Source organism: Nocardia neocaledoniensis, from assembly GCF_029868625.1.
GTDB lineage: Bacteria > Actinomycetota > Actinomycetes > Mycobacteriales > Mycobacteriaceae > Nocardia > Nocardia neocaledoniensis_A.
Genome location: NZ_JARWOJ010000336.1, coordinates 37,164 through 50,143 on the forward strand (window position 1 = coordinate 37,164; position 12,980 = coordinate 50,143).

Annotated in this window: 12 protein-coding genes; 8 read left to right on the forward strand and 4 right to left on the reverse strand. The window is 70.6% G+C overall.

Going from position 1 to position 12,980, the window contains the following annotated elements:
* Positions 1-68 precede the first annotated feature (68 nt).
* Complete coding sequence (locus QH270_RS25985) at positions 69-524, forward strand: DUF4254 domain-containing protein (protein ID WP_280346697.1); 456 nt, start codon at positions 69-71, stop codon at positions 522-524.
* Between the two features lie 172 nt (positions 525-696).
* Positions 697-2,070: a metallophosphoesterase gene (locus QH270_RS25990; RefSeq protein WP_280346698.1), complete on the forward strand. Its 1,374-nt coding sequence runs from the start codon at positions 697-699 to the stop codon at positions 2,068-2,070.
* A gap of 5 nt (positions 2,071-2,075) precedes the next feature.
* On the opposite strand, the gene QH270_RS25995 is transcribed toward QH270_RS25990, so the two are convergent.
* Both QH270_RS25995 and QH270_RS26000 read right to left on the reverse strand, forming a co-directional pair.
* Positions 2,076-2,444, reverse strand: a complete 369-nt coding sequence (locus QH270_RS25995; RefSeq protein WP_280346699.1) for an Rv3235 family protein — start codon at positions 2,442-2,444, stop codon at positions 2,076-2,078.
* A gap of 218 nt (positions 2,445-2,662) precedes the next feature.
* Complete coding sequence (locus QH270_RS26000) at positions 2,663-3,505, reverse strand: DUF72 domain-containing protein (protein WP_280346700.1); 843 nt, start codon at positions 3,503-3,505, stop codon at positions 2,663-2,665.
* 104 nt (positions 3,506-3,609) lie between these two features.
* Here QH270_RS26000 and QH270_RS26005 point away from each other — a divergent pair, with 104 nt between their 5' ends.
* The 5 genes from QH270_RS26005 to QH270_RS26025 all read left to right on the forward strand — a co-directional run bounded on the left by QH270_RS26005 (position 3,610) and on the right by QH270_RS26025 (position 8,482).
* Positions 3,610-4,836 (forward strand): MFS transporter, encoded by a 1,227-nt coding sequence (locus QH270_RS26005; protein ID WP_280346701.1) that lies wholly within the window; start codon positions 3,610-3,612, stop codon positions 4,834-4,836.
* Entirely contained in the window at positions 4,833-5,027 is a 195-nt protein-coding gene (locus QH270_RS26010; RefSeq protein ID WP_280346702.1) for a hypothetical protein, read from the forward strand. The genes QH270_RS26005 and QH270_RS26010 overlap by 4 nt, the downstream gene beginning before the upstream one ends.
* An 89-nt stretch (positions 5,028-5,116) precedes the next feature.
* Positions 5,117-5,662 carry a YceI family protein gene (locus QH270_RS26015; RefSeq protein ID WP_280346703.1) on the forward strand — a complete coding sequence of 182 codons (546 nt, stop codon included), beginning with the start codon at positions 5,117-5,119 and terminating at the stop codon, positions 5,660-5,662.
* Positions 5,663-5,690: 28 nt separating this feature from the next.
* Positions 5,691-6,893 (forward strand): L,D-transpeptidase, encoded by a 1,203-nt coding sequence (locus tag QH270_RS26020; protein ID WP_280346704.1) that lies wholly within the window; start codon positions 5,691-5,693, stop codon positions 6,891-6,893.
* Positions 6,890-8,482, forward strand: a complete 1,593-nt coding sequence (locus QH270_RS26025) for an LCP family protein (protein WP_280346705.1) — start codon at positions 6,890-6,892, stop codon at positions 8,480-8,482. The genes QH270_RS26020 and QH270_RS26025 overlap by 4 nt, the downstream gene beginning before the upstream one ends.
* A 52-nt stretch (positions 8,483-8,534) precedes the next feature.
* Here the strand turns inward: QH270_RS26025 and fadD32 are convergent, their stop codons facing one another.
* The gene (fadD32, locus tag QH270_RS26030) at positions 8,535-10,418 is read right to left on the reverse strand and encodes a long-chain-fatty-acid--AMP ligase FadD32 (protein ID WP_432420431.1); all 1,884 of its coding nucleotides are present in this window, start codon (positions 10,416-10,418) and stop codon (positions 8,535-8,537) included.
* Positions 10,419-10,499: 81 nt separating this feature from the next.
* Complete coding sequence (locus QH270_RS26035) at positions 10,500-11,720, reverse strand: KasA/KasB family beta-ketoacyl-ACP synthase (protein WP_280346706.1); 1,221 nt, start codon at positions 11,718-11,720, stop codon at positions 10,500-10,502.
* Between the two features lie 203 nt (positions 11,721-11,923).
* Here QH270_RS26035 and QH270_RS26040 point away from each other — a divergent pair.
* Positions 11,924-12,980: acyl-ACP desaturase (locus QH270_RS26040; RefSeq protein WP_280346707.1), on the forward strand; the 1,057-nt coding region annotated here is incomplete at its 3' end.

The following is a 12,980-nucleotide window of genomic DNA, read 5'->3' on the forward strand; positions in this document are numbered from 1 at the left end:
CAGTGGACACGGACGGCGGTTCATCGGGTGAGCCCGGACAGGAACCGGTACTGCCGGACCGTGCCCAGATGATGCGGGCGGTGTGCGGATTCGCCGGAACCAGCGATCCGGTCCTGCACGCCGCGCACGAACTGGCCGGCCTGCACGAACGCCGCGAACAGCTGGTGCCCGGCGACACCAGTGAGATCGATTGGCAGCGGGCGCATCTGGTGTGCGAGATCGATCGCTGGGTGGTGCTGCGCTCACCGCGGCCCGCCACGACCGCGCCCATGCACACCGAGAGCATCGGCGCCGTCGTCGACCGGATGGCCCACTTCGCCGCGATCACCTACCGGGCGCTGGCGTGCGGCGCCGAGGCCGAACTACGCGCCGCGCAGACGCGCTTACACGAACTCGCCTGCGGCTATGACGATCTCGTCGTCGAGGTCGCCAACGGCGCGCGCAGGCTGCCCGACGGCCCCGAGGACGACACGCCGGAAAACGGTGACGCGCAGCCGAGCCGGAACCGCCCGCGCACCGAGTAACCGGAGGTGTATCGCCCGGCGGCCGGCGCGCAGGCCCGCCGGGTCACCTTCGACGCGCCGACCGCGCCACCCGAGCTCGCCACAGCCTCGGTGGTTGGCGGCCATGTCGCGGTCCATGCGCGTTCAACCGGCGTCCGTACCGTCAGCGGCAGACGGCGAACGGAGCTCGGCGATGCTCGATCCTCGACTGCATACCGCATGGCTGGTGAACGCGGCGTCCGGCGCGGCGGCGGCCACCGTTCGCGCGCCCATGGCCCGCCCGCGCGTCCGCGCGGTCACCCGGCTCGTCGTCACCGACCTCGAGGTCGTGACGGTCACCCACGACACCGCGATCCTCACCTGGACCACGCGGCAGCGCGACCGGTCCGGGACCCCGCGCCCCGCGGCCGCCGACACCGAAGTGCTCCTCGCCCCGGCCGACGGGCACGCCACCGCGACGACGCGCTACTTCGACGCGCGGCGCACCGCGCACCACTATGCCGAGGTCACCGGCCTGGAACCCGGTCGCCGCTATCGATTCACCGCCCGCTCGGACGGAGTGCGCGCGGTGGCGGGCCGCACCTGGGTCACCCGCCGTCCCGGTACCCCGGAACTCACCGGTGTCTTCCGCACCGCCCCGCCACCGCCGGGACGACTGCTGCGGACCATCGCACTCGCCAACGACCTGCACTGGGGCGAGGAGCGCAGCGGGCTGGTCGTCGCCGGACTGCCGCCCGGCCTGCGCCACGACGACGGCCACTACCCGCAGGTGATGACCGATGCCCTGCTGCACGACATCCGGCGGCCCGCACGGGCGGCCGACCATCTGGTGGTCACGGGCGATCTCACCGACCGCGGCTCCGCCGAACAGGTCGCCGGAATCCGCGCGCGCCTCGACGACTGGGGCGCGCACGGGCGCGACTATCTCGTCTGCCGCGGCAATCACGACGTCGCGCGCGGCCGAAAGGATCACTGGGGCTGGGCTTTCCACGCCCACCAGCGCCTCGTCTGCCACGATCTCGGCGGGCTCCGGCTGATCGGCCTCGACACCACGCGGGGTCGCGGCGCAGGCGGCACGCTCTCGGCCGAACAGCTGGCCCGGTTGCGCGAGCTGCTGGCCGCGGCTCCAGACCAGCCGACCCTGATCTTCGGCCATCACCCGGCGACCCGCTATGCCGCGCTGAGCAATCCGGGCGGTCCCGGCTTCGTGCTCGACCGGGCGAGCACGCTGGCACTGCAGGACTGCTATCGGAGCAGTCCCGGAGTGTTCCTGCACCAGGCCGGGCACACGCATCGAAACCGGATGAGCCGCCCCGATTCCGGGCAGGTCGAATTCCTCGAGGTCGCCGCCGTGAAGGAATATCCCGGCGGCTACGCGCTGCTGCGTATCTACGAGCGTGGCTACACCGTGCACTTCCACCGCATCGCCGCCGCCGCGGCACTGGCCTGGACCGACCGCACCCGCAGGCAATACTTCGGCTTGCAACCCGATCACGCGCTCGGCACCCTCGTCGACCGCAATCATCAGGTGCCTCGCGACTTCTCCGGCGTCGGCGCCGCCCGCTGACCCGGTCAGTACATCCGCAGCGCGACCAGACGCCAACGCTGCCTTGCCGGTTCGATGCGTCCGGCGAGCGCGAAGACGCGCGACCCCCGCTGATAGGACGCGAACAGCTCGGCGCCGTCCGACCCGGACGGCGTGACCCGCACGTGTTTGACCGTGGCCGTGCCGAGCCCGCGGCCGGGTGCGAGATCCTGAACGAGCATGGTGCGCACCGATTCCAGCACCCGCGGCTCGGTGACCGTGCGCAACTGGTCGACCTGCCTGCGCCGGTCGACCACCTCGAGCAGCAGACGCACCGACTGCTCGGCGAACCGCTGCGCGCCGGTCTCGACCACCTCGACCCCACCGGCGCAGGCCGCGCGCACGGCCCTGCGCAACCCACTCCCACTCGGAGTCCGCCGACGCCCCGCCCCCGGAACACGGTGCGGCACACTCTCACCCGCCGCGCTCTCGGCCCCATACCCCGGTTCGCACTGCGGCGCGTGCGACAACGACAGCCGATCCGTAGACATCACTCGTCCCCTTCGAGTCCGCCCCGCACTCCCCAGTGCTGGCGCACAGCATGCCACGAGGGTCCGACAACCACGCGCGGAATTCAGAACAGGGTCATCGGCTCGGTCGGTTCCGGTGTCGGCTGGGGCGGCAGCCCGGGCACGACGGCGGCCACCGTGTCGTGGAAGCGGCGCGCCAGTCCCCGCGCGGCCGCGTTGTCCGGGGTGTGCACGAACACCGTCGGCGAGCGGCCCTCGCGCAGCCACTCCGCGACCGTCTCGACCCACGGTTGCCAGCCCGCGACCGTGCGGTCGACATCGGCACGGCCGTGATAGCGCACGATCGGGTACTCGGTCAGCGCCCGCAGCCGCCGCGGCACCCGCGGCTTCTTGGCCCGCGCCTCGTACTCCGACGGGTCACCGGGCGGGCCGTCGAACAGCACCGTGGTATCGAAGGGCACCCACTCCGCGCCGATCCGGCCGAGTACCCGTTCCAGTTGCCCGGCGGCGCGCTCGTCGGTGAAGAAGGCCGGATGCCGCACTTCGACCGCGCACCGCAGCCCGGCGGGCACCTCGCGCTGGAACCGGGCGAGCGCACCCAGGTCGGTGGGGCCGAAGGACGCGGGCAACTGGATCCACAGCGCGTGCACGCGCGGGCCGAGCGGCGCCATCACGTCGAGGAACGCCCACAGGTCGGCTCGCGCGTCGACGAGTCTGCGCTCGTGGGTGACCGCTCTCGGCGGCTTGAGCACGAACCGGAAGTCGGGGTCGGTCTGCCGGGCCCAGGAGGCGACGGTCTCCGGTGCCGGCGTCGCGTAGAAGGTGGTGTTGCCCTCCACCGCGCCGCAGTGACCCGCGTAGGCGCGCAGCCGCTCCCCCGGCGGCGGAAGCCGTTGCTGCCACTCCGGATGCGTCCACATCGCACATCCCACCCGCAGCTCACGCACAGGCCGACGGTAGTACAGCGCGAGGCCGCGCCTAAAATGAGACCGGTTGCCACCACTCGCCCTCCGAGCGTGCCCCGGTGCGCGCGAGACGGAAAGGGCCTGTGATGGCGATTCTCACCAGCGAGCGGCTCGATGCTGCCCAGGAGACGAACACCAGGGCCTGGCGCGGCGTCGCGGCGGCGATCGTGGCGATCGCCTGGGGTGGCAACGAGTTCACCCCGCTGCTGGTCATGTACAAGGGCAACGGGCTGCCACTGACGGCCGTCGACCTGCTGCTGTTCTACTACGTCCTCGGCATCGTGCCCGCGCTCCTGATCGGCGGTCCGCTCTCGGATCGGTGGGGGCGGCGTCCGCTCATGCTGCCCGCCCCGCTCATCGCGGCCGCCGGTTCGCTGCTGCTGGCGGTGGGCGCGGCCTCGGTGCCGATGCTGGCGGCCGGGCGGATGCTCTGCGGTGTCGCGCTCGGCCTGGCCATGGCGGTGGGCGGCAGCTGGGTCAAGGAGCTGTCCCAGGCGCCGTACACCGCCTCGGCGGCCGGCTCCGGGGCGCGCCGCTCCGCGATGAGCCTGACCGCCGGATTCGCGCTCGGCGCGGGCGTGGCCGGGCTCCTCGCCCAGTGGGGACCGCTGCCGAATTCGACGGCCTACCTGGTGAACGTCGCGCTGTGTCTGGTCGCCGCCGTCGGGCTGCGCCGCACCCCGGAAACGGTGCTCCGGCAGCCGAATCCGGGCCGGTTCCGCGACGATCTGAAGATCCCCGCGGCCGGGCACCGACGGTTCCTGCGCGTCGCAGTGCCGATCGCGCTGTGGCTGTTCACCGCCAACGCCACCGCCTACGCCGTGCTGCCGACGCTCATGCTGCCGCGCGTGCAGCAGGCCCCGATCGCGTTCTCGGCCCTGGTCACCATGGTGGCGCTCGGCTGCGGTTTCCTCATCCAGTCGGTGGCGCGGCGGATCGACCGGCCCGGCACCGCCCGCGCCGGGGTGATCGCGCTGGTGCTGCTCACCGTCGGTATGGTGCTCGCCGCGTGGACGGCGGCCACCCTCAGCGTGTGGGTGACCCTGCTGGCGGCCGTGGTCCTCGGCAGCGGCTACGGCATCGGCCTGGTCGCCGGTCTCCAGCAGATCGAGCGGATCGCCGGTCCGGGTGATCTGGCCGGGCTCAACGCCGTCTTCTACTCGGTGAGCTACCTCGGCTTCGGCGTGCCCGCCGTCCTGTCGGCGCTGCACGGCGGCCTCGGCTTCGGCTATCCCGCCATGTATCTGGTCACCGCGCTGATCGCCGCGGCCTGCCTCGCCCTCGTCGCCGCCAACTACCGTGAACGGGTGTGAACACCGATCCGATCGAGGTCCTGCGGCGCTGGCAGGATTCGGGCGCGCTGTGGCGCGTGCTGCACCGCTCCGCCGACGCGGTGACCGTCGGCCTGTTCGAATGCACGGGCGGCCAGGAGGTCGACCGCTTCACCTCCGCCGATCCGGCTCTGCTGCGCTTCCTCGGCGAACGCACGAGCAGCGAGGACTGACTCGGGCGCCCGCGCCGAGCTAGGCTGGGGGCCGTCATCGCTTCACCGTTTGTCGGCCTCGCGGCCGGTCCGTTCAGTGAGGAGAGATCATGTCGGCACCCACCCAGGGACTGTCCGCGGGTACATGGGTCATCGACCCGGCCCATTCCGCCCTCGAGTTCTCCGTGCGCCACCTGATGGTGAGCAAGGTGCGCGGCCGGTTCAAGGACTTCAGCGGCGCCTTGGTCGTCCACCCGGACGGCACCGCCGACGCCGACGTGGAGATCCAGGTCGCCTCGGTGACCACCGACAACGCACAGCGTGACGGACACCTGGCCACCGCCGATTTCTTCGACGTGAGCAACTATCCGGTCGCCACCTTCACCGCGCGCGGATTCCGTCCGGTCAGCGGCGAATTCGAGGTCACCGGCGATTTCACCATTCGCGGCACCACCCGCCCGGTCACCCTCGAGGTCGAGTTCCTCGGTTCCGGGCCGGGCATGACCGACGCGCCGGTCGCCGGCTACACCGCCACCGCCACGATCAACCGCCGCGACTTCGGCATCACCACCGAGATGCCGATGGCCAACGGCGGCGCCGTGATCGGCGACAAGATCACCTTGACCCTCGACGTCGAGGTCGGTCTGCAGGGCTGAGGGCGGGCACCGAGCACAGGAGGGGCGCATGAGGAGACGTTGGCGGGCCGGGCTCGCCGCCGGGCTCGCGCTGTTCCTCGCGGCCTGTAGCGGCTCGACCACCGACCAGGGCACCGACTCCGCGCCACCGGCCCCGGTGATCTCGGTCGAGCCGACGGACCGCGCGACCGAGATCGACCCGCTCGCGCCGGTCCGGGTCGCCACCAGCGACGGCAAGCTCACCGCGGTCACGATGACCAACGAGCAGGGCGGCACCGTCGACGGCGTCTTCACCCCCGATCAGACCGCATGGAAACCCGCCGAGCCCCTGGGCTACGGCCGCACCTACACCGTGCGGGCCGAGGCGCTCACCGTCACCGGCACGGTCGGGCCGATCACCTCGTCGTTCTCGACGCTCGCGCCGAACAACCAGACGAAGGTGTACTTCCGCACCACCGGCGGCGCCCCGCTGTCGCCGGACGGCAGCTACGGCGTCGGCACGGTGGTGGTCGCGCACTTCGACGAGGACGTCCCCGACCGCGCGACCGCGGAGAAGTACCTGACCGTCGGCACCGATCCCCCGGTGCCCGGGTCCTGGTACTGGCTCGACGACCGCAACGCGCACTGGCGCCCGGAGAACTACTACCAGCCGGGCACGCGGGTCACCCTCGCCGCCGACATCTACGGCAAGGACCTCGGGGGCGGGATGTACGGCCAGGAGGACACCAGGACCAGCTTCACCATCGGGCCCTCACACGTCTCCATCGTCGACGACAACGACAAGCAGGTGCGGGTGTTCGAGAACGGCACCCTGATCCGCACCATGCCCACGTCGATGGGAATGGGCGGCAGCGAGGTCGTCGCGGGCAAGACGATCACCTTCTGGACCCAGCCGGGGACCTACACGGTGATGGACAAGGCCAACCCGGTGATCATGGACTCCTCCACCTACGGCCTGCCGGTGAATTCCCGCCTCGGCTACAAGGAGGCCATCGGCTGGGCCACCAGGATCAGTACCGACGGCATCTACCTGCACCAGCTCGACGACACGATCTGGGCACAGGGCAACACCAACGTCTCCCACGGTTGCCTGAACCTCAGCGGCGAGAACGCCCGCTGGTTCTACGAATTCTCGCGACCCGGTGACATAGTGGAGATCCGCAACACCGGTGGCGCCCCGCTCGAGGTGTGGCAGAACGGCGATTGGAGCGTGCCGTGGGATCAGTGGCAGGCGGGTAGCGCACTGCGGTGAACCAGGACGACGACAGCACGGCGCCCCTGCCGCGCCGGGAACCACCCGTGCCCCGCCCACAGCGCATCGGCAGGCGGGTCGCGCGCACCGAGCGCACCCGCGGCGCCCGGCTGCGCCGTGCCGGGCTGATCATGGCCAGGATGATCGGCGCGACGACCGCACTGGCCGTCCTCACCGGCACCGGCCTGGCCTGGTCGGCGAAGAACGGCTTCGATTCCGGCTTCACCCATTCCACCGCGCTCGGTGAGGACGCGCCGCGCTCGCGTGGCGGTGACGTCAACGTCCTGCTGATCGGCCTGGACACCCGCAAGGATCTCGACGGCAACGATCTGCCGAAGGAGGTCCTCGACCAGCTGCACGCCGGCGACGGCACCGAGGGCGGCTACAACGCCAATTCCCTGATCCTGCTGCATATTCCGGCGGACCTGAGCAAGATCGTCGCGTTCTCCATCCCTCGCGACGACTACGTGGCGGTGACCGGCATTCCCGGCTACTCCCAGGTGAAGATCAAGGAGGCGTACGGCCTGAAGAAGGCCGCCGTGCACGCCCAGTTGCTCGACCAGGGCGTCACCGACCCGGTGGTGCTCGAGCGGCGCAGCAGGGAGGCGGGTCGCGCCTCGATCGTCACGACCGTCCGCAATCTGGTCGGGGTGCCGATCGACCGGTTCGCCGAGATCTCGCTGGCCGGGTTCTACGACCTGGCGACCGCGGTCGGCGGCGTCGACGTGTGTCTCAACCAGGCCGTCAACGACAGCGAGTTCTCCGGCGCCGTGTTCCCCGCGGGTCGTCAGCATCTCGACGGCGCGCAGGCGCTGGCCTTCGTGCGGCAGCGACACGGGCTGCGCAACGGCGATCTGGACCGGACCCACCGGCAGCAGGCCTTCCTCACCTCGGTGGCCAAGTCGCTCAAGGATTCCGGCACGCTCACCAATCTGAGCAGGCTCGCCGAGCTGATGGATGTGGCCCATCGCGATGTCGTGCTCTCCGACGGCTGGAATCTGTTCGACTTCGCCCGCGAACTGGGCGCGGCGGGTTCGCTACCGGTGGAGTTCCGCACGCTGCCGGTGCTGCGCTACGACGTGATCAACGGCCAGGACGTCAATATCGTCGACCCGGCCGCGATCAAGCGTGAGGTGCGGGCCGCGTTCGGCCAGGAGGCGCCGAAAACCACCGCCCCACCGCGGGTGCCGACCAGCACCGTGGATGTCCACAACGTGGGCGGTGCCGCGGGGCAGGCGGCGGCCCTGTCCACGGCATTGACCGCGCGCGGCTATCGGGCGGGCGAGGTCGGCAACGGCGCCGGGGACGACCCGATCTCCGCCGTCACCTACGGTCCGGGCGCGGCCGATGATGCTCGGGCGCTGGCCGAAACCCTCGGTGGTCTACCGGTTTCCGCGTCATCGTCGGTGGCGGACGGCCATGTCAGGGTGGTCGTCGGCGCCGACTTCACGATGCCCGCCGAACTGAGCCCGAGCACGGCGACCACCACCGCCACCCCGACCACATCGGGCGCCTCCACCCTGCCGCTGCCCGACGCGGGCAAACCGGTGACCACCTCGATCGGCGACACCATCCCCTGCGTCAACTGATCACGGCCACACCGTGATTCGGCCACCGGTGGGCCCGGTGGCCGAACCCCGATCACTCCTCGGGCGCGTCCGGATAGGCGTCCTGCCGGTGCCCGCCGCGCAGCGTGCCGTCCAGGTACGCGGCCCGGCAGGCCCGCCGGGCGATCTTGCCGCTCGACGTCCGCGGGATCGACCCCGCGGGCACCAGCAGCAGATCGCGCACGGTGACGCCGTGCCTGCGCGCGATGGCCGCGCGCACCGTGTCCACGATCGGCCCCGGGTCGAGTTTGGCCGCACCCGTGCCCCGTTCGGCCACGACGACGAGCCGCTCGGCCGTGTCGTCGGCGTCGGCGCCCGCCTCGCGCACCGCCGCGGGCAACTGTCCCGCCTGCACCGAGAACGCCGCGATGAACCCGGGCCGCAGCGCCGTGCTCGCCTCCTGCGCCGAATACTCCAGATCCTGCGGATAGTGGTTGCGGCCGTCGACGATCACCAGGTCCTTCACCCGTCCGGTGATGAACAGCTCGCCGTCGTGGTAGGCGCCGAAGTCGCCGGTGCGCATCCAGCGCGCGTCGTCCGGCGCGCCCTCGGCGCGGCTGCCCTCGGGCAGGCGGGCGATCACCCGGTTGTGGAACGTCTGCGCGGTCTCCTCGGCCCTGCCCCAGTACCCGATGCCCATGTTGTCGCCGTGCAGCCAGATCTCGCCGACCTCGCCGTCCCTGCGCTCGATCCCGGTGTCCGGGTCGACGATCACCGCCCACTGCGACCGCGCCACGTACCCGCACGACACCTGGGCGACCGCGTTGGCGGAGTGCTCGTCGACCTCGACCATCCGGCCGGAGTTGAGCTGTCCGCGATCGACATAGACCACCCGTGCCTCGTCGTCGCGGCGCGTCGCCGAGACGAACAGCGTCGCCTCGGCCATGCCGTAGCAGGGCTTGATCGCGGTCTTGGACAACCCGTACGGCGCGAACGCCTCGTTGAACTTGCGCATGGACGACACCGAGACCGGCTCGCTGCCGTTGATCAAGCCGATCACATTGGACAGGTCGAGCGATTCGTCGCCCTTGGGCACCCCGCGCACCGCGGCGTGCTCGAAGGCGAAGTTCGGTGCCGCCGAGTAGATCTCGGCGCCGTCCGCCTGGGCAGCGAGTTCCTTGATCCAGCGCGCGGGCCTGCGCACGAACGCGCTCGGCGACATGATGGTGATGAACTTGCCGCCGATGGTCGGCAGGATCACCGTGAGCAGCCCCATGTCGTGGAACAGCGGCAGCCAGGTGACCCCGCGCGCGTTCTCGGTGATCCCGATCGCGTCGACCATCTGCAGCAGATTCGTGCCGACGGCGCGATGGGTGATCTCGACGCCGGCGGGCACCCGGGTGGAGCCCGAGGTGTACTGCAGGTACGCGACGCTGTCGATATTGATGTCGGGCCTGCGCCAGGTCTTGCCGACGGTGTCGGGAATCGCCTCCACCGCGATGATCCGCGGTCGCTGGGCGGCGGGCTGCTCACGGAAGAACTTGCGTACCCCGGCCGCCGCGGTGCCGACGGTCAGGACCGCCGCGGGTTCGCAGTCACCGAGGACGGCGTGCAGCCGATCGCTGTGGCCCTGCTCCTCCGGGTCGAACAGCGGCACGGCCACATTCCCGGCGTACACGGCGGCGAACAACGCGACCACATAGTCCAGCCCCTGCGGCGCGAGCACCGCCACCCGATCGCCCGGCTCGGTCACCTGCTGCAGCCGCGCCGCCACCGCGCGGAGCCGGACGCCGAATTCCCGCCAGGTCAGTTCCTGGTATTCCCCCTCACGTTCGCGTGAATAGTCGATGAAGCGGTAGGCCAGATCGTCCCCGTTGGCCTCGCTGTGTTTGTCGACGAAGTCGATCAGGGTCTGGTCACCGGGAATCCGGATATTGCCCGATTCGTCCACATAGTCGTCGAAAGTGTCGCCGATCATTCCCTATCCTTTTCAACGCACAATGCCTCGCCGAGAGGCTGAACTCGTGCAATGCAGTGGCAGGCGTCGCCGCGGCGATCGTCAATACCGACCGAAGGCGATGGCGACGTTGTGCCCGCCGAATCCGAAGGAGTTGTTCACCGCGTAGTCGATCCGCCCGCGGCGGGCTTCACCGGAGACCACGTCCAGGTCGATCTCGGGGTCCTGGTTCTCCAGGTTCAACGTGGGCGGAATGATGCTGTCGCGCACGGTGAGCACGGTCAGCACCGCCTCGAGCGCACCGACCGCGCCGATCGAATGCCCGAGCGCCGACTTGGGCGCGTACACCGAGGCGTGGTCGCCGATCGCCTTGCCGATGGCGTTGGCCTCGGCGGTGTCGCCGATCGGGGTCGCGGTGGCGTGCGCGTTGATGTGGGTGACGTCGGCACTGCCGATCCCGCCCGTCTGCAGCGCCCTGGTCATCGCCCGCGCGGCACCGCTGCCCTCGGGATCGGGGGCGACGAGGTGGAAGCCGTCGGAGGTGACGCCCGCGCCGAGCAACCGCGCGTGGATGGTCGCACCGCGCGCCTTGGCGTGCTCCTCGGTCTCGATCACCATCATCGCGCCCGCCTCGCCGAAGACGAAGCCGTCACGATCGGCGTCGAAGGGCCGCGAGGCCGCCTTGGGATCGTGATTGCGCGTGCTCATGGCGCGCATCTGGGTGAACGCCGCGATCGGCAGCGCCTGGATGGAGCCCTCCACCCCGCCGGTGACGACCATGTCGGCATCGCCCATCACGATCATCCGCCACGCGTTGGCGATCGCCTCCGAGCCGGAGGAGCAGGCCGACACCGGCGTGGAGACCCCGGCCCGCGCGCCCAATTCGAGGCCGATGCAGGCGGCGGGCCCGTTGGGCATGATCGCCCCGACCGTCAACGGCGACACCTTGCGGTACCCGCCGTTGCTGAGCTTGTCGCGCGCGTAGATCAGGGATTCCGCGCCGCCCAGTCCGGTGCCCACCGAGACCCCGAGCCGGTCGCGATCCACCTCGGGATTGCCCGCGTTGCGCCACACCTCGCGGCCGAGGACCACGGCCATCTGCTCGACATAGGACAGCCTGCGCGCTTCCTCCCTGGTGAGCGCGGCGGCCGGGGACACCTTCAGGTGGCCACCGATCCGCACCGGCAGCTCGAAATCGTCGACGAAGGAGTCGTCGAGGACATCGATTCCGCTTTCGCCGTTGAGCAGACCCTTCCAGGTCGAATCGACGTCACCCGCGATCGATGTGGTCGCCGCGAGGCTTGTGACCACGATGTCCGTCATATTTTTCGCTCACTCTCTCTAGCTATGCCACGACTGATCGGGAACCGCTGATGGAGCTGAACTGGTGGAGCGTATATGCACGCGGCGCGACGCGCCCAAATTCCGAAACAGTACCCTCCGCACCCGTGTCGTTCGGAGGTGCGATGTGCCGGGTCTATTGTCGGCGACGACGGGCAACACTACCGGACCGAAAGGGTACGAGCGTGGCCAGGAACCTCACCCAGTTGGAACTGCTCATCGAACTGGAGCCGATCGCGGCGAGCAACGTCGACCGGCACCTGTCGATGGCCAAGGATTGGCACCCACACGACTACGTGCCGTGGGACCAGGGCCGCAACTTCGCGGCGCTGGGTGGCATCGATTGGGACACCGGGCAATCCGCGCTCGGCGAGGTCGCCAGAGCGGCGATGATCACCAACCTGCTCACCGAGGACAATCTGCCCTCCTACCACCGCGAGATCGCCGAGAACTTCTCCCAGGACGGCGCCTGGGGCACCTGGGTGGGCCGCTGGACCGCCGAGGAGAACCGCCACGGCATCGTCATCCGCGACTATCTGGTCGTCACCCGCGGCGTCGATCCGGTCGCCCTCGAGAACGCCCGCATGATCCACATGACCAACGGCTATTCGGCGATGGCCGTCGTCGACGAGAAGGCGCGCGGCGCCGACATCCGGCCCGATCCCGGCGCCGGCCTACTGTACTCCGTCGCGTACGTGACCTTCCAGGAACTGGCCACCCGCGTCAGTCACCGCAACACCGGCCGGGTCTGCGACGACCCGATCGCCGACCGCATGCTCGCCCGCATCGCGGCCGACGAGAACCTGCACATGATCTTCTACCGCAACCTGTGCGCGGCCGCGCTCGACTTGGCGCCCGACCAGACCATGGCGGCCATCAACACGATCGTGCAGGGTTTCCAGATGCCCGGCGCCGGCATGCCGGGGTGGCGGCGCAACGGCGTGCTGATGGCCAAGCACGGCATCTACGACCTGCGCCAGCATCTGGAGGAAGTCCTGCTGCCGGTGTTGCGCAAGTGGAACATCTTCGAGCGCAACGATTTCGGTGCCGTCGGCGAGCGCGCCCGCGAAGACCTCGCGGCCTTCCTCGACCGCCTGCGCACCGACGTGGCGCGCTTCGAGGAACAGCGCGACCGCTCGCTCGCGCGCGCCGCGCGGCGCGCCGGCCCGCGCGGCGGGGGGGGGGGGGGGGGGGGGGGGGGGGGGGGGGGGGGGGGGGGGGGGGGGGGGGGGGGGGGGGGGG